This is a genomic window from Nitrospira calida, from assembly GCF_976986435.1.
The window spans coordinates 1,877,664-1,892,683 of the sequence record NZ_OZ335950.1; the positions used below are offsets into that span (position 1 = coordinate 1,877,664).

Consider the following 15,020-nt stretch of genomic DNA (forward strand, 5'->3'; position numbering starts at 1 on the left):
GTTTACAAGTCACGAACACGTCGATAACCCGCCCGTAACATCTCCTCGCTACATCAATATTGCTGGCTTCTCAATACGCGATCGGCAAAAAAATGAAACTCATCGCGTCGGCGAGAAAAAGGAGAAGAGGAGGAGTGCAGGCGCAAACCGGAGCAAGATCTGAAATCAGAGGTAGCGTTCTCCAGGTAGCGTTCTCCATAACGGGCGCGTTGAGGAAAGCGATGGCGCATGAGAGGGCGGGGTGGGGTGGTCTTCCTGACCCTTGCGCTCTGCGCCGGTCTGATGGCCGCCATGGTGGCGCTGGCAACAGCGGATGAGATTCCCGTCCTAGACGAGTCACACGGTCGTTGGAACCCCGAATTGTTCTGCTTGTTCTGCAATCCGGTCGTACGCAGGGGGCGGAACCGAAAAAGGTTGTGCAAGCAGAGAGCAGGAAGCCCATACCGAGCCTGGCAGTGGTCGCGTAGGTAGGGGAGACCCGCGGGAGGTTGGCCAGCGCCCTGGGATCAGCGTTCTTCCAGGACGATGACGATGCGGGTGCTCTGCGTCTGCGGTGTTCCGCGAAGGCCGAATCCCCGGATCAGCACCGAACGGACCGGCTCGGCGGCGCCGCATGTCTTGCTCACCTGGATCCAGGCCGGTGCGGCATGGCCTCGTGAAAGGGACTTCAGCAGCGTGTCGCAGACGCGCCGAAGAGACGCGGGTAGGATGTCGGAAGAAGGGGCCGCCTCCTTCGCGGCCAACACGGCCGCCAACTCCTCGGCGCGATGGTTCTTGTGGAGCAGGCTCAGCGACGAGGAGAGGACGATGATGCCCGGGCCTTGCCGCGGTCTCTCAGTCGCTCCGGCTTGGCCGCCGCCATTTCGCACACCGCACATGGAATGACTGTCCGTCGCTGTTGGCCGGCAGCAGGATCGGGCGCTCATGCGCCGCCGGCCGCCGCGTGGGCTTGGTGCGGTGCGGGACTGAGTTCGTACTCGAACCCCCGTCGCCTCAACCGAATGGCCCCGCGGCGGCTCAGGCTGTCCACGGCGCCAAATACCTGGCTCCAACTGAGTTCCGGAAGCCGGTCGGCGAGCTGATCCAGCCGGAGCGTCTGCTCGCGTTCCAGGACTGTCATCACCAATGCTTCGGTTGTTGCGGTCTGAAGATCCATGTCATCCCTCCGGTGTTCGGCTCAAAACAGCGGGTCAATCGGTCGTGGTGCCACATCGTTCGGCGTCGGCGAGTATCGGACTGCCACGACCCGCATCGCCCCCAATGCCAGTAAGATGGCGCCCAGGACCGCAAGGCGGGTCCAGGGGCCGTCCTTAAACCATTGCGAGATCACTTCGGTCAACATCATGACCAGGACCGTGTCCACGATAAACGTCACTTTGACTCGCCCTTCGGAGAAATAGGCGAGGGTGGTTTTGAATACCTCCACCAGCGCCAGCAAGACTAAGGTATCGATAATGACCTGGCGCAGCGCAACTTCCACGGCGGCGTGGAAGAGCAAACGGAGGTCCAGAAAGGTCTTGACCACGCCGCCGGCGAGTCCGGCCAGGATGGTCAGGATCAACAGGCTGAGCACCAACCTGATGCCTCTTCTCCAGAGAACGGTCAGGTCAGTCTCGGCCATGCGCCCGGCAGCGCGAACAAACCGGGCAGCGGGACCCCAGTGAAAGCCCGAATACACCGTGTCCAGCATCGTCATGACTTCTCCCGTCGTCGCACGGTCGGCGCTAAAATTCGTCGATCGAGACCGGATGCAGCAGATCTCTGACCGATAGAACGCCCACGATCTGCTCGCCTCGCCGTACCGCCAGATGGCGGGTCCGATGTTGTTCCATCAGATCCGCGGCTTCGGTCACTGGACGGCGTTCGTCGATGCCGATCACCGGTGCGCTCATGATCTCTTCCACGGGGATGAAGTACGGTCCGCGGTCGGCCCCGACGACCTTCCGGACGATGTCCGGTTCAGTGACAATCCCGACGATCTCGCCGTCCCGCTCGACGAACACGCTGCCGATGTTTCTCTCCTTCATCAACTTCGCGACTTCGACCACCGACGTGCCAGCCTCGACGGTGACCAGATCCCGCGTCATCAGTTGGCTGACGGTAACCATCTTCTTGCCTCCTTCTTTGAGTGATGTTGAAAGCTGGTTCATCCTTCAGACGGCGCACGTCAGCATAGTCGCCGCTGCCCTGTGACGGTCCGGCCTGACCCGCACCACCGGACTCACGCTGCCGTCCGGCGCCTTGACCCGCAACAGCGGATAGATCCATTTTTCGCGCATCCCGCGCAAGGTCAGGATCGCGTGGATCAGTAGAGCCAGAAGACACCCTGCGACACCGAGAAGGAGCAACAAGTCCTCCAAGCCTTTCATCATCTTTCACCTCCTTGAAAGCCTCCGACCTCTTGGCTCTAGCCTCGCACTTCTGTCCCTTCTCCAGGTCAGACGATACCGACGCTTCGTTCCAACTTTGTCACCGGACTGTTAAATCCGGGTAAACAATCTGCCTGGTGGGGAGGGAGAACGGATGGGCGGGCAACGAGGCTGTGGCGGCACAAGAGCGGCGAACCGTTAGGGTGGATAAGCAGAATTAGGAAGACGTCCGACGGCCTGGGGGCGGGACAGGGGAGTCTTATTCGCGGACGATGAAACGGACGCTGCGGTTCTTCTGCCAGCATTCGGCGCTGTGTTGGGTGCAGAGGGGCCGGTCCTTGCCGTAGCTCGTCGTATCAATAACGAGCGGAACCAGCCCAAGGCTTTCGAGATAATGTTTCACCCCCCGCGCGCGGCGTTCGCCCAGCACCAGATTGTATTCGGATGTTCCAATTTCATCGGCCCGACCCTCCAGCAACACCTTCTTGACGCCGTCTTCCTGCAGACGCCGGGCATTGGCCTCGACCATCGCGATGGCGTCGAGTCGCAGGCTGGCTTGATCGAAGTCGAACGGGATATCGAGCAAATACCGCGTGGTCGGCCGCTCGTCCGACAGGTCGGGCGGCGGTGGCGCGACTCGGGCAGAGGCAAGCGGAGATTCAGGGGGCGGGATCTCTTTCAGCGGCGCCGCCGCGACCTGCTCCTCGGTCGCAGGTGTCCGCATTGTCGGCTGTTGGGATTGATCGATCTTGACGGACGACGCACGGCTTGCGCATCCGCTCCCCCAGGATAGCACCCCGAGACAGAGCAGCCACATGAACGCATACTCGGTCGGCCGGGTTCTCAACATGCGATACCTCCTCCAAGAAAAATTCTAGCTCGTCGCACGTTCCCGCAACGTCTGATACACCCGGCGAACTTCGGCGAGCGGCGGCCATTGGAGCACGCCAAGCGCATCCTCGACATACGCCGTAGTTCTCATACCACAGAGGACGCTGGTGACGCCGGGTGTACTGGCCAAGATCCACAGCGCCTTGCGCGACAGGGATTCCTTGCGCCGCTCCTCCGGCAGCAGCGGATCGATCGTGCGCGCGATCGCGGCGGTTCTGCTGCGGCTCCGTTCGGTCGCTTCGCGTCGCATTTCCTTCAGCAGCGTCAACAGTTCGGGCACGTAGCGGTCCCGCCAAACTTCCCAGCGTTCCGCTGGCGGCCCCGTCAACAGCGAATCCAGCGCCCGCACCACTTGGTTGACATGCGGCGCGATCATCTGAGTCTCGATTTGTTCCCAATGCTCCAGCCCCTGGATCCGCGGCCGGATTTCAGCCAGTTGGTCGGCCCAGGCGAAATAGTCCGCCGGCGCCATGCCGTGACCGCCGTGAGGTACGTGCGGGGCGATGTCGAGCCGGTATTCTTTTTCTAGCTCGACCACTCGTTGCCGCTGTTCGTCGAACGTGACCTCCTGCCGCTCAATCGGCAAGTCGGCCAGACGCACGATGCCGCCCTCTTGTGACGGGATTGCGTTCAACGGACGGTTGATCAGGACTGCCAGGCCTTCCCGGCTAGCTGCCTCGAGCAAGGTAAGCTGGTGGTCCGAACCGGTGTTCGGAGTGAAAAGCGCGCCGGTCTCGTACAGATTCATAGGACATTGGATCACCCGGAAGCGGTGCTCCTCCCGTCCTTCGGCTGCCGCCGCGGCCTTGGCCGCTTCCAGCATGCGCGTCAATGAGGTCGCTTCGAGGTCATCCGGCTGGGCCGTGCAGGTATTGGAGGACACGCCGTACCAGCGCAACCGCCCGGCCGCTACCTGGGCCTCGAAGTACCGGAAGGCCGCTTCGAGCCGCCGATAGAACCGATCGCGCACCGACGCCGCATCCGCTTCGCCGCGCCGTTTCGCATCGGACAAAAAGTATTCCGGATTGTGCAACAGACAGACATCCAGCGTGTCCAATCCGAGGCGATCCAATGAACGGGTCAGTTGGTCGGCCAGAAAGTCGGGATGCAGGCAATGCCAGACGCCTTCGCCGTATTTCACCATTTCGGGATAGGGCTTGCCGGCCTTCTCGCGGGCCTCCGCCCGTTTCAGATTCTCTCCCTGCACATAGCCGATCTTGGAGATGACGACCACTTCTTCCCGTGCGAGTTCGCCTTGTTTGATCAGATCGGCCAACACCAACCCGACGAGTCGTTCGCTGTCGCCGTCCATATAATTGGTGGACGTGTCGATCAGGTTACAGCCTTGGCGGAGAGCTTGTGCGAGGGCGGCGCGATGGGCCGGGTCCTGCAAATTGACTCGGTAGGTGCCGAAACCGAGCCGGCTGACGGTCAACCCGGTAGACCCCAGCGACGTATAGCCGTGGGAAAGATCACGAAAGGCTGCCGCGCGATTGATCGCCCGCACCGCGAAGGCGGCAGTGCCTCCGGGGGTCGCGCATCCGGCGAGCCGGACGCCGGTCAAGGTCCTGGAGACGGGTCGGTCCCGGCCGGATGGCGTCGCTTCGCGCGTTAACGCGATGGCCACCTCGGCGGCGTCGGTGATCGGCTGTCGACAGGAGAAGTTCCGGCAAATGTACAGTGCCGGGCGACCTTGCACCAGCCCTTTTCCACGCAGCAACGGGTGCTTGGTTGTCTCGCGCGTCGGATCCCAATGGGCGATGATCCGGTTGGGCAGATACGGGCGGTTCATCTCGGCCTTGAGTCGCTCATAGGCCACTTCGCCCGGCGGACCGACCAGCGCCAACTCGACCGGCCCTTGCAGCAGAAGATCCGCCACCGCCAAACTCTTGGCAAAGGCGCGCGGATAGCGGGCAATCTGCCGGCCGTAGGCGCGAATCGCGTGCGCGGCGGCCTGCCGAAAATCCTCCCGTCCGAAATGGCAGGACAGCCGGGCCAACGCGGACGCGGCGACGGCGTTGCTGCTGGGCGTGGCTCCGTCCGGGCCTTCACGGCTGCGCAGGATTAATCGTTCATGGTCCTTGGCCGTGGTGAAAAACCCGCCGTGTTCGTCGTCGGCGAACTCGGTGACAATGATTTCCGCCAGACGAACCGCTTCGTTGAGATACCGTTCTTCGGCGCCGGCTTCATACAAATCGATGAGCCCGTCGGCCAGCCAGGCATAGTCCTCCAGAAACGCGGCTCCGCGTGCCTGGCCCGCGCGATACGTCCGAAACACCCCGCCGTCCGGCCGACGGAGCGCCGACAACAGAAAATCCGCCGCTCGTCGGGCGGCCTGGAGATAGCGTGCCTCGCCGAACACCCGGCCCCCTTCGGCCATCGCTCCGATCATCATGCCGTTCCAGGCGGTGATGATCTTGTCGTCAAGCCCGGGCGGGACCCGTTTCCGCCTCGCCTCGTACACGATTGGCCGGAGGCGGGCGACGGCGGCTTCAAGTTCTTCAACCGACAGGCCCAGTTCACGCGCCGTTTCGTCGGCTGGGCGAAGGCGATTCGGAATGCTCACAGCCTTATGGGACGTCGAGGCCAAAGGCTCGACCCAATTGCCGGCGGCGGTAATATCGTAATACGCGCAGAAGAGGCGCGCGTCTGCGTCGGAGGGAAGGACGGCGCGGATCTCTTCGGGCGTCCAGACGAAAAATTTCCCTTCAACTCCTTCCGAATCCGCGTCGGTGGCAGAATAAAACCCGCCTTCCGGGGAGGTCATCTCCCGCAGAATGTAGTCGAGAACCTCCGCGGCGATCCGACGGTAGCTTGCATCCTCGGTAACCTGGTACGCCTCGATGTAGGTGCGGGCCAGGAGGGCGTTGTCGTAAAGCATCTTTTCGAAGTGGGGAACCAGCCAGCGTTCGTCCGTGGAATAGCGGGCGAACCCGCCGCCGATTTGATCGTACATTCCACCGGCCGCCATCGCGTCCAGGGTCTTGCGCACCATGTGGAGCGTGTGGGGGTCGCCGGTGCGATGGTAACTCCGCAACAAGAGCGATAAGCCCGTGGCCGGCGGGAACTTCGGGGCTCCGCTGAACCCTCCGTATCGCGGATCGAAGTCTTCGGCGAACTGAGCGACCGCCGCGTCCAGTTCAGCTTCTCCGACCGCCATAGGATTGACGGACTGGACTTCTTCCTTCAGTCGGGCTGTCAGGTGTGCGGCTTGTCGGCGGAGGCCTTCGGGATCGTTCCGCCAGAAGTCGGCCACCTTCTTGAGCACCGTCAAGAAACCGGGGCGGCCCCAGCGGTCTGTCGGTGGAAAGTAGGTCCCGGCGAAAATCGGCTCCTGCTCCGGCGTCAGAAACACGGTCATGGGCCAGCCGCCTTGTCCGTGATTCATCGCCAGTGTGGCTCGCATGTAAATGTCGTCCAGGTCCGGGCGCTCTTCCCGGTCCACCTTGATACAGACGAAGTGCTCGTTCATGAACCGGGCAATCTCCTCGTCCTCGAACGATTCCCGTTCCATGACATGACACCAATGGCAGGCGGAGTAGCCGATGGAAAGCAAAATAGGACGGTTCAACTCGCGCGCGCGGCGGAGCGCGTCCTCGCCCCAGGGATACCAGTCCACGGGGTTATAGGCGTGCTGAAGGAGGTATGGGCTGGTTTCCTGAAGCAACCGATTGGGCTGACGGCCCGTGTGTTCGGATGACATAGTGTTCACCGTAGCATCCCCCTTGACGCGGGTCAACGGCTGCTTCGGCTGTCCGTGACCTCGGTCCTGGTTCGCCGAGGATCGCGCTGCGGAAGCGGGAGCGGATGGGAAGACGAAGAAGCCGGCTGTCGGGGCGCAAAAAATTGGCCCGCCTCCCCAGGTGCCGGAATGCGGGCCAACCAAGAACGCAAGTATGGAGAGAGTGAAGTGCCGAACCGCCCTTCCGTTTACTTGCCGCCCTTCTTCTTCTCTTCCTTCTTTTCCTCACCGTACACGAGCTGAATGAGCTTACCGCCCTTCTTCTCTTTCTCCTCCTTCTTTTCACCGGCAAAGGACGGAGCGGTGAAGGCCACGAGGATCGCGAGTGCCAAGAACGCCGTCATGATCCGCTTCATGATGAGTCACCTCCTTTCGGCACGTGAAGTGTATGGTAAAAATTCGCCGCGACGGATGGGGCGGTACGGTAATCTAAAACTTCCGCAAAAGTCAACTGCCTTCCTACGGGACGAGGCTTAGGGTCTAGCAAGCGCACAGTGTCACCTAAAGAAGGGGCCCACGACCGGGTTTCCCACGAGACCACTGACCCTAGCTATTGGGTTTGAAGCGTCAAGATGTGGTACTCTTTCGATAAAACGCTCGGATGACACGATGTTATGCATGATATCGGTCCCTATTCCAACTACCGCTTGACTGTCCGTCTGGAACTGGTCAACCGACCAGGCATGTTCGCCCAAGTCGCCACCGCACTGGCCGAGGAGGGGGCCAACCTGGGCGCCGTCGACATTGTCTCGGCCAGCGCCGAGAAAATGGTGCGTGATGTGACCTTCGATGTTCAGAGCGAGACCCACGGCGAGCGTGTGCTGCAACGGCTGGGAACCTTGTCCGGCGTCCGCGTCCTGTCGGCTTCGGACCGCATCTTCCTGTTGCACCTCGGCGGCAAAATCCGGGTTCACAGCAAATTCCCGCTGAGCACCCGCAACATCCTTTCCACTGTGTACACGCCGGGCGTCGGTCGCGTGGCGGAAGCCATCGCGAAAGATCGGAGTAAAGCCTACGCCTTCACGATCAAGAGCAACAGCGTCGCCATTGTGACCGACGGCTCAGCGGTTCTGGGGTTGGGCAATCTCGGTCCCTTCGCCGCGCTGCCGGTGATGGAAGGCAAGGCCATGCTGTTCCGGGAATTCGCCGGCATCGATGCCTGGCCGATCTGCCTGGATACCCAGGATGCTGGCGAGATCGTGCGCATTGTCCAAGGGATCGCCCCCGGTTTCGGCGCCGTCAATTTGGAGGACATCAGCGCCCCTCGCTGTTTCGATATCGAGCGACGGCTCAAGGCTACGCTCGATATTCCGGTCATGCACGACGATCAACACGGCACCGCAGTCGTCATCCTGGCGGCCTTGACCAACGCCCTGAAGGTGGTCAACAAGCGGATGGACGAAATTCGCGTGGTGGTGAACGGGCTGGGCGCGGCGGGAACCGCCTGCAGCCGCATGTTGCTGGCGGCTGGCGTCTCGCACCTGATCGGATGCGAGCCCGAGGGGATCGTGCTGGCCGGCGAAGCGGACCGGCTCCGCGCCGCCAGGGACGATCTGAGCGCATGGATCCGCAAGGATCGGCCTCAAGGCACGCTGCAGGACGCCTTGCGCGGCGCCGATGTGTTTATCGGCCTTTCGGTTGGTAACATCCTGAAACCCGAGGACCTGGACCTCATGGCGCCGGACCGGATCGTGTTCGCCATGGCTAATCCCGATCCGGAAATCGCCCCCCAATTAGCCGTCCCCCGTTGCCGGATCTTCGCCACAGGCCGCTCCGACCACCCCAATCAGATCAACAACGCGCTGGCGTTTCCCGGCATTTTTCGGGGGGCGCTCGACGTGCAGGCACGGGACATCAACGAGGCGATGACGCTGGCGGCCGCGCAAGCCATCGCCGAGGTGGTGCCGGAGACGGCGCTCAGCGAGGATTACATCATTCCCAGCGTCTTCGATAAAGAAGTCGTGCCGAGAGTCGCGAAGGCGGTGGCGGCGGCGGCCAGGGACTCAGGGGTGGCGCGTCGCCGCTCCCGACCGAGCGACGACACGCCGAGAGACTGAACACGCCTTAACCCGGAGTCACTCCGTTCCCCCGAGACTCAATTCGTAGAGCAAGACCTTCCAGCCGTCTTCTTCACTCAAGAACTGCCCGACGATGGGCAGCATGCCGGTTCCTGGCACCTTGCCCGATTGCCCCAGGCTGCCATTCTTCAACACCCACATCAGCTCGCCGGGCGTCCGGAGCTTTTTGAATGCGGGATTCGTAAAATTGCGCGGCTGAATCGGAAGCACCTTGGCCGCGTCTCCATCCCCTCTTCCTTCAGGACCGTGACACTGAAAGCAGGTGCCGCGGCCGAGGAAGATCGCTTTGCCTTCGGCAAGCACTTCCGGCGTCGGCGCGAAGGGCGGCTTCGTCGCCTTCGCTGCGGCCAACTGATCCGCCGGTACGCGCGGAATCCTGATATCGAATTCTCCCCCCGGTTGACCGTAGCCGGACGGATCGGCCGCATAGCCCGAAGTGACCCACGTGATCATTGCCATCCCGATCGCAACCACTCGCATCACACCGATCATGACGCCTCCATGACAAGAGTGAAATTTTAAGGTGAAGCTATCGCCTGGCCTGACGGCGGCGGGGCGGGAGTCTACCACCGGGCTTCGTGTGCCGGCAAGACCGAGCCGACGCGGACGGCGCCCTCCGCGTCGCGATGTGGCGTATCATCCGATTGTGCTAGAATGCGGACCGGCCAGCCACCGGAATCGGGCCAGCGTTCCCGACGAGGAATCGTGCCGTTTTCCGCTGCCAAACTCGCCCAGTATCGCACCGGGATGCGCCGACGCATCGAGGCGCTGCGTCTCAAAACCGAAGACAGTCTGGATTTCGCCATCGACCACATGATGCAGGAACGCGTCGACAGCTACTTTCGGATCGAACAAGGCCTGGAGGAAATCGACCGGAGCTTGAAGCTGATCGAAGAAGAACTGCCGCATGTTTGCGATTTGTCCGGGGCACTTCGTCTTGAGGCGCGGCTGGAGTTCATCGAAGAGCGTTGGGAAGAATTGGACAGCGAAGCGCGTGAGCGCCCTCGGCGCCGTCGCCGACGGATCAGCCTGGCGGATTTTCTGAAGGCCGCCGGCGGAGGCGGAGATCCGTCCGGCGGGCGAGGCGAAATCACCAATGCGACTGAAGCCTTCGATGCCTTGGGGTTGGAATATGGCAGCTCGCTGGCCGCAGTGACCGCCGCTTTTCGCGAACGCGCCAAGAAGCTCCACCCGGACGCACGCAAGGGCGACCGCAGTTCCGAACCAGAATTGCGCCGAATCATCGAAGCCTATCAGTTTCTCAAGGAATACCTGAGCCCCAGCGCGACCGAGACGGCTGGCGCGCAAGACGCCCGGTACAATCCGACGGAATGACCCCGTTGACGGATTCTCTCCGATCGCACTACATCACCGACTCCGACGGCCTGGAACGGCTCTGCGGCCGCCTCCACCGCAGCAGCCGCTTGGCGCTCGACACGGAGTTCGTGGGGGAAGACACGTTTGTCCCTCGCCTCGAGCTCATTCAAGTCGCCACTGACGAGGTCGTCGCCGCCATCGATTTTCCCGCGCTTCACTCCCAAGGCAAGCTGGACTGTTTCTGGGAAGTGATCTGTGATCCTCGCATCGAAAAAGTCCTGCACGCCGGGCGGCAGGATTTGGAACTGTTCACGACCTACGCAGGCCGGGTCCCGACGCCGTTCTTCGACACCCAGATCGCCGCAGCGATGGTCGGGTACGGTGCCCAGGTGGCATACGCGCATCTCGTGCAACGGCTTCACGGAACCAAGCTGGCCAAGTCGCACACGTTCACCAACTGGAGCCAACGCCCGCTGAGCAGGGAGCAATTGGCGTATGCGTTGGAGGATGTGCAGTTCCTTCTTCCGATCCATGACCATCTCCGATCGCGTTTGCAGAAACTCGGCCGGCACGACTGGGTGCGTGAGGAATTTTCGCGGCTGGAGGAAGCCGTCGGGCGGCGGGTGGAAGAACCGCAGGAGCGGTATCGGCGCATTCGCGGATGGGACAGCCTGACGCCGCGGGCTGCCGCCGTGCTGCGCGAATTGTCGGCTTGGCGCGAAGCCGAAGCGCGGAAACGCAACGCTCCGCGCGGGCGCGTGCTGCGCGACGAAGTGCTGCTCCAGCTCGCCCGCCAAAGACCCACGACCCGGGAAGAGTTACGCTCAGTCCGGGGACTGCATCCGTTTGAAATCGAACGTCACGGAGAGACCCTGTTGGCCGTTATTCGCGACGCGTCGGCCCTGCCGCCGTCGGCATGGCCGGCTATTCCTCGCGAGCGCAGACCCGAACCGGAATCGGCCGGCCTTGTAGAGCTCCTGCAGGCCGTCCTCAAAGCCCTGGCGGTCGAAGCGGATATGGCCCCCACGCTGCTGGCCACCACAGCGGATCTTCAGACATTGGTCGAAGCTGCACGCCGTCGAGAGCATCCCGACCTTCCTCTTCTGAGCGGGTGGCGACGCAGGTTGGCCGGGGAGACGCTGCTCGGCGTGCTCGCCGGAACCATTGCGGTCTCCGTCGACCCGACCACCGGCGCGCTGCGATTAACGCCGCAGGACCGCGTCTGACCGTTCCGTTCGAAAGAGCACACCCGCCTGTCTGTCCCGCCCTTCAGCCCTGCCAGCTCCGGTGACCGCTTGCCTCACGGCCCGTCGGCGACAACCAAATCCTGCATGACGGGCGTCAATTCCGTACGGTTCCCGTGGCGTCCCTGGTACGCTTCTGGCATTGCTGCGTGGAACAAACAACAGCGCACGCCATCGACAGGGGAACCGGTGGGCGCGTCAGTGTGGAAGTTGGTCTGCTCCTTCGTCATGCTGGGCGGATTGATCCTGCTCCTCGCCCTGGGCTTTCTGCGCCCCAACGGATTGCCGGGCTGGCTTCAGCCGCTGATCGGAATCTTTCCGCTGATCACGCTGACGTTCGGGCTTCTGTTCGGCTGGTTGTTCGACCGTAGCCGGATCGTCCTCGCCATTTTCGTGCTGACCCTGGCCGACCGGGCATTGTGGCTCTTGGCGGATGGCGGGGCCGCGATGACGGAGGTCGGCCGTGTCGTTTTCCAGTCCGCCGCGTTGCTGCTCCCGCTGAACCTGCTGGCGCTGTCCCTAACAATATAAATTAGGGAAGACAGCCTGGTGACTCGGCGGACGGGGATCCGCGCCGCGCTCATGCTGCTTCAACCCCCGTTACTGATCGGGCTCTATCGCACGGAACCGTCCGCATTCGCGGCGTCGTTAGAGTTTGCCTATGTCGACCGAGCCCTCACCGGTTGGACGCCAATCGCGCAGCCCGCGTTGCTGGCATCGGGAACGGCCCTGGCATTGCAGGCGTCCCGCTTCATCGTCTGCAGAAACACCATCGAAAGCGGACTTGTGTGGGCGATGATGGCCGTCTTCATCGCGCTGCAGGGGACCCAGTACGGTTGGAAGCCGACGAATTTTTTTGCGACCGCGGGCCTGATTCTCACCATCACGTTGCTTGAAGCCTCGTACAAGGCCACGTATGTCGACGAGACGACCGGCCTGCCGGGACGGCAGGCGTTCGATACGGCGTTGAAGGAGTTGGAGCGCCACTGTTCGGTGGCGGTCATCGAAATCGACCAGCTCAAGTCGTACAACAACGCGCACGGGCTAGCGGCAAGCGGTCAGATCCTCCGTCGAGTCACTGCGGCCATCGCCGGTCTCTCTGTAAGAGGACAAGTCTATCACCTTGCGGGCGAGAACTTTGCCGTACTGTTTCCCGGCACATCGTCGGGCGAAACGCTGGCGGACCTTGTCCTGCGCAGGCAGGATCAGGTCCGCAAGCAGCGGGACCACCGAACCGGCACAGATTCGACGTCGAAAGAACTGCCGATCACGATCAGCATCGGCGTCGCGGATCAGCACGATGCCAGTATCCCACCGGATGTCGTGATCAGGACGGCTTACCGGGCGTTGTATCGGGCAAAAGTGGAGGGCGGGAACCTGGCACAAGAAGCAGCTCCCACGCCACTTCGTCACGTCCACCGCGCAGTCGCGTCCGGCGCGGAACGCGAGCACTGGACCGGATAACCCGTGCGCGCCTACCTTGCTTACAGCAGGGCTTTCACTTTCTCCGCCGGTCGCGCCAATATGACCTTGTCGCCCTTTCGGACCAGCGGCCGCTGAATCAGATCAGGATGCTTGATCATCAGGTCGATCAGCTCGTCCTCCGAAAGATGCTTCTTGGCCAACCCCAGCTTCTTATAGATCTCCTCCTTTGTGCGCAACGCGTCTTTGGCCGAAAGCCCGGCTTTTCTCAGCAGCTCCTTGAACTGCGAGTGGGTAAACGGCTTCTCGTAATAATTCACCGCCGTGAACGGCTTTCCGCTGTCTTTGAGCAACTGCACCGCTTGGCGGCAGGTCGTGCATGTCGGCTTCTGATAGATGATCAGGTCGGTCACCGCGCGGCTCCTCCCTTCGTTTCGGCTCGGCACCCGCCTTGACGCGATTTTTTCGCCTATGTTAAGTAGCGCAGGGAACCGCGGGGCCGGAGTCGGCGCCGCGTTCCGCTTCTCGTTTTGCAGATCTCATTTCCGTGTGCATGGGAAACCCAGTATGCCCAGCGTCGGAACCACTGATGCCAGCGGCCAATTCGCCTGCGCCACGCCAACGCAGCGGACCCTCCGGGACTTGAAGACCAAACGCAAGGGGCAGCCGGTGTTCGTGCTCGGCCACGTTCCGGAACGGAAAGGGCAGGAGGCGACCTTCGAGCTGTTCAACATTCGTTTGGCGGTGGTGAAATTTTCAGACGGTGCAACACTCGGCTATGACCCGGCGGAACTGTTGCTGCCGACGGAGATCGATGACAAGGGCGTCGCCTATTTCGAGATCCGTACCTGCTCGGTGTGCGAACAATATTTCCCGCTGACCGCCGAAGAATATCACTCCGAGCAGGAGCCAACCGTCTGTCCGGACTGCACGGCTTGAGTGCAGCCCAACTCAGCATTCAGTCTACGAGCGGCGCCACTTCAACGGCTTTCTTGATCAGGCAGTCTCCAGCGAAGCCTTGCAGGCCCATGGGCAGCATGCCAGCGTCGATCACTCTGAGCGACGTTACCTTGAACCCTTCCGCCACCCGTACCCCCTCCAATTTCAGCGCGTGGCAGATTTCCAGTTTCTTCCAGGCGAGGTTGCTCTGAACCGCTTCGACGGGCAGCAACTTGCCGTCGAACACGACGCCGTCCACTGAAATCTTTGCCGAGACGTGTGTCTTGTCCTTTAGCGCCTCCGCCACTACGGCGAAGGCGACGGTTTCTCCTTGACCAGCCGCAATTCCTAGACTGGACGACACCAGCAACAGGCCGGACACGGACAGCTGGGCAATGCGCCTCACCGGTCACCTCTCCGTAGTATACGCGAAGTCGTCCTGCGGCGCAGGCATCCGGAGTACGTCTTGATGTACCCACGCCGACCTGCCGTCAGGAAACCTGACTTGAAAGAACTGTTCGACGCGGCCGTTGGGAGCCGGACGCGTCTCGACGTTGGTCACGATCACTTCGGTACCTGGACGTCCTGCCGCTAGACTCTCGTCCGGATGAACGGAGACCGGCTCGGTGAACCGATCGACCTCCGTTTCGGCCGGCGGCATCTCGATCAACATCGCGCGTTGTCCGGGGAGAATGGGAAGTCGCTTCGGAGAAGGAGCCGCGGGCATGGTCGACGGCGCGATCGGCTCACCGTGGCTGAGCGCGCTCGACCCGACGACCTTCGCCGGGGATGAAGCCGGACGCTCATGCAGGCGCCAGAACGTCAGCCCGCCCGCGAATAACGCCACCACTCCAACCGCAATCATTACCCGCACGAAACCTGACATGCGGCATTTCCCCCTGGCTCAACCATAAATTCAGTATGCCAAGCGAGGGAGGGCATTTCAAGGCATGACGTTTCCTTGACGTAGAAAAGGTGTCCTCCTAGAATCCAGCGCACGGGTTGCGGATTGCGACGG

18 protein-coding genes are annotated in these 15,020 nt (G+C 62.1%); 6 read left to right on the forward strand and 12 right to left on the reverse strand.

Annotated elements, in window-relative coordinates; translation table 11 throughout:
• Nucleotides 1-506: 506 nt before the first annotated feature.
• The 8 genes from ACWHTU_RS09300 to ACWHTU_RS09335 all read right to left on the reverse strand — a co-directional run bounded on the left by ACWHTU_RS09300 (nucleotide 507) and on the right by ACWHTU_RS09335 (nucleotide 7,358).
• A complete protein-coding gene (locus tag ACWHTU_RS09300; protein WP_447863245.1) occupies nucleotides 507-878 on the reverse strand; it encodes a hypothetical protein in 372 nt (123 codons plus the stop codon).
• A 44-nt stretch (nucleotides 879-922) separates the two neighbouring features.
• Complete coding sequence (locus tag ACWHTU_RS09305; protein ID WP_447863246.1) at nucleotides 923-1,156, reverse strand: hypothetical protein; 234 nt, start codon at nucleotides 1,154-1,156, stop codon at nucleotides 923-925.
• 21 nt (nucleotides 1,157-1,177) lie between these two features.
• Entirely contained in the window at nucleotides 1,178-1,696 is a 519-nt protein-coding gene (locus ACWHTU_RS09310; RefSeq protein WP_447863247.1) for a phosphate-starvation-inducible PsiE family protein, read from the reverse strand.
• A gap of 28 nt (nucleotides 1,697-1,724) precedes the next feature.
• Nucleotides 1,725-2,108 carry a CBS domain-containing protein gene (locus ACWHTU_RS09315; RefSeq protein WP_447863248.1) on the reverse strand — a complete coding sequence of 128 codons (384 nt, stop codon included), beginning with the start codon at nucleotides 2,106-2,108 and terminating at the stop codon, nucleotides 1,725-1,727.
• Nucleotides 2,109-2,153: 45 nt separating this feature from the next.
• Nucleotides 2,154-2,372 carry a hypothetical protein gene (locus tag ACWHTU_RS09320; protein ID WP_447863249.1) on the reverse strand — a complete coding sequence of 73 codons (219 nt, stop codon included), beginning with the start codon at nucleotides 2,370-2,372 and terminating at the stop codon, nucleotides 2,154-2,156.
• Nucleotides 2,373-2,628: 256 nt separating this feature from the next.
• Nucleotides 2,629-3,219, reverse strand: coding sequence for an OmpA family protein (locus ACWHTU_RS09325; protein ID WP_447863250.1), 591 nt, complete (start codon nucleotides 3,217-3,219; stop codon nucleotides 2,629-2,631).
• Between the two features lie 24 nt (nucleotides 3,220-3,243).
• Nucleotides 3,244-6,963 (reverse strand): aldo/keto reductase, encoded by a 3,720-nt coding sequence (locus tag ACWHTU_RS09330; protein WP_447863251.1) that lies wholly within the window; start codon nucleotides 6,961-6,963, stop codon nucleotides 3,244-3,246.
• Between the two features lie 227 nt (nucleotides 6,964-7,190).
• Nucleotides 7,191-7,358, reverse strand: coding sequence for a hypothetical protein (locus ACWHTU_RS09335; RefSeq protein ID WP_447863252.1), 168 nt, complete (start codon nucleotides 7,356-7,358; stop codon nucleotides 7,191-7,193).
• 258 nt (nucleotides 7,359-7,616) lie between these two features.
• Between ACWHTU_RS09335 and ACWHTU_RS09340 the strand changes: the two genes are divergently transcribed.
• Nucleotides 7,617-9,059 (forward strand): malic enzyme-like NAD(P)-binding protein, encoded by a 1,443-nt coding sequence (locus ACWHTU_RS09340; protein WP_447863253.1) that lies wholly within the window; start codon nucleotides 7,617-7,619, stop codon nucleotides 9,057-9,059.
• A gap of 18 nt (nucleotides 9,060-9,077) precedes the next feature.
• On the opposite strand, the gene ACWHTU_RS09345 is transcribed toward ACWHTU_RS09340, so the two are convergent.
• Nucleotides 9,078-9,572, reverse strand: coding sequence for a c-type cytochrome (locus ACWHTU_RS09345; protein WP_447863254.1), 495 nt, complete (start codon nucleotides 9,570-9,572; stop codon nucleotides 9,078-9,080).
• Nucleotides 9,573-9,785: 213 nt separating this feature from the next.
• On the opposite strand from ACWHTU_RS09345, the gene ACWHTU_RS09350 reads away from it, so the two are divergent.
• The 4 genes from ACWHTU_RS09350 to ACWHTU_RS09365 all read left to right on the forward strand — a co-directional run bounded on the left by ACWHTU_RS09350 (nucleotide 9,786) and on the right by ACWHTU_RS09365 (nucleotide 13,105).
• Nucleotides 9,786-10,415 carry a DnaJ domain-containing protein gene (locus tag ACWHTU_RS09350; protein ID WP_447863255.1) on the forward strand — a complete coding sequence of 210 codons (630 nt, stop codon included), beginning with the start codon at nucleotides 9,786-9,788 and terminating at the stop codon, nucleotides 10,413-10,415.
• Nucleotides 10,416-10,420: 5 nt separating this feature from the next.
• The gene (rnd, locus tag ACWHTU_RS09355) at nucleotides 10,421-11,623 is read left to right on the forward strand and encodes a ribonuclease D (protein ID WP_447863256.1); all 1,203 of its coding nucleotides are present in this window, start codon (nucleotides 10,421-10,423) and stop codon (nucleotides 11,621-11,623) included.
• Nucleotides 11,624-11,830: 207 nt separating this feature from the next.
• The gene (locus ACWHTU_RS09360) at nucleotides 11,831-12,172 is read left to right on the forward strand and encodes a hypothetical protein (protein WP_447863257.1); all 342 of its coding nucleotides are present in this window, start codon (nucleotides 11,831-11,833) and stop codon (nucleotides 12,170-12,172) included.
• A gap of 18 nt (nucleotides 12,173-12,190) precedes the next feature.
• Nucleotides 12,191-13,105, forward strand: a complete 915-nt coding sequence (locus tag ACWHTU_RS09365) for a GGDEF domain-containing protein (protein WP_447863258.1) — start codon at nucleotides 12,191-12,193, stop codon at nucleotides 13,103-13,105.
• A gap of 20 nt (nucleotides 13,106-13,125) precedes the next feature.
• On the opposite strand, the gene arsC is transcribed toward ACWHTU_RS09365, so the two are convergent.
• Complete coding sequence (arsC, locus tag ACWHTU_RS09370; RefSeq protein ID WP_447863259.1) at nucleotides 13,126-13,476, reverse strand: arsenate reductase (glutaredoxin); 351 nt, start codon at nucleotides 13,474-13,476, stop codon at nucleotides 13,126-13,128.
• Nucleotides 13,477-13,630: 154 nt separating this feature from the next.
• Here arsC and ACWHTU_RS09375 point away from each other — a divergent pair, with 154 nt between their 5' ends.
• On the forward strand, nucleotides 13,631-14,002 hold the full coding sequence (locus ACWHTU_RS09375; protein ID WP_447863260.1) for a hypothetical protein: 372 nt from the start codon (nucleotides 13,631-13,633) through the stop codon (nucleotides 14,000-14,002).
• A gap of 19 nt (nucleotides 14,003-14,021) precedes the next feature.
• On the opposite strand, the gene ACWHTU_RS09380 is transcribed toward ACWHTU_RS09375, so the two are convergent.
• Both ACWHTU_RS09380 and ACWHTU_RS09385 read right to left on the reverse strand, forming a co-directional pair.
• Complete coding sequence (locus ACWHTU_RS09380; protein ID WP_447863261.1) at nucleotides 14,022-14,408, reverse strand: hypothetical protein; 387 nt, start codon at nucleotides 14,406-14,408, stop codon at nucleotides 14,022-14,024.
• A gap of 3 nt (nucleotides 14,409-14,411) precedes the next feature.
• Nucleotides 14,412-14,888 carry a hypothetical protein gene (locus ACWHTU_RS09385; RefSeq protein ID WP_447863262.1) on the reverse strand — a complete coding sequence of 159 codons (477 nt, stop codon included), beginning with the start codon at nucleotides 14,886-14,888 and terminating at the stop codon, nucleotides 14,412-14,414.
• Nucleotides 14,889-15,020 lie beyond the last annotated feature (132 nt).

Bases quoted from the DNA above. Each gene is read 5' to 3' on its own strand.
- ACWHTU_RS09330 (WP_447863251.1), bottom strand. From the start codon at position 6,963: ATGTCATCCGAACACACGGGCCGTCAGCCCAATCGGTTGCTTCAGGAA.
- ACWHTU_RS09335 (WP_447863252.1), bottom strand. From the start codon at position 7,358: ATGAAGCGGATCATGACGGCGTTCTTGGCACTCGCGATCCTCGTGGCC.
- ACWHTU_RS09320 (WP_447863249.1), bottom strand. From the start codon at position 2,372: ATGATGAAAGGCTTGGAGGACTTGTTGCTCCTTCTCGGTGTCGCAGGG.
- ACWHTU_RS09345 (WP_447863254.1), bottom strand. From the start codon at position 9,572: ATGATCGGTGTGATGCGAGTGGTTGCGATCGGGATGGCAATGATCACG.
- ACWHTU_RS09375 (WP_447863260.1), top strand. From the start codon at position 13,631: ATGCCCAGCGTCGGAACCACTGATGCCAGCGGCCAATTCGCCTGCGCC.
- ACWHTU_RS09340 (WP_447863253.1), top strand. From the start codon at position 7,617: ATGCATGATATCGGTCCCTATTCCAACTACCGCTTGACTGTCCGTCTG.
- ACWHTU_RS09325 (WP_447863250.1), bottom strand. From the start codon at position 3,219: ATGTTGAGAACCCGGCCGACCGAGTATGCGTTCATGTGGCTGCTCTGT.
- ACWHTU_RS09300 (WP_447863245.1), bottom strand. From the start codon at position 878: ATGTGCGGTGTGCGAAATGGCGGCGGCCAAGCCGGAGCGACTGAGAGA.
- ACWHTU_RS09305 (WP_447863246.1), bottom strand. From the start codon at position 1,156: ATGGATCTTCAGACCGCAACAACCGAAGCATTGGTGATGACAGTCCTG.
- ACWHTU_RS09385 (WP_447863262.1), bottom strand. From the start codon at position 14,888: ATGTCAGGTTTCGTGCGGGTAATGATTGCGGTTGGAGTGGTGGCGTTA.
- ACWHTU_RS09310 (WP_447863247.1), bottom strand. From the start codon at position 1,696: ATGACGATGCTGGACACGGTGTATTCGGGCTTTCACTGGGGTCCCGCT.
- ACWHTU_RS09315 (WP_447863248.1), bottom strand. From the start codon at position 2,108: ATGGTTACCGTCAGCCAACTGATGACGCGGGATCTGGTCACCGTCGAG.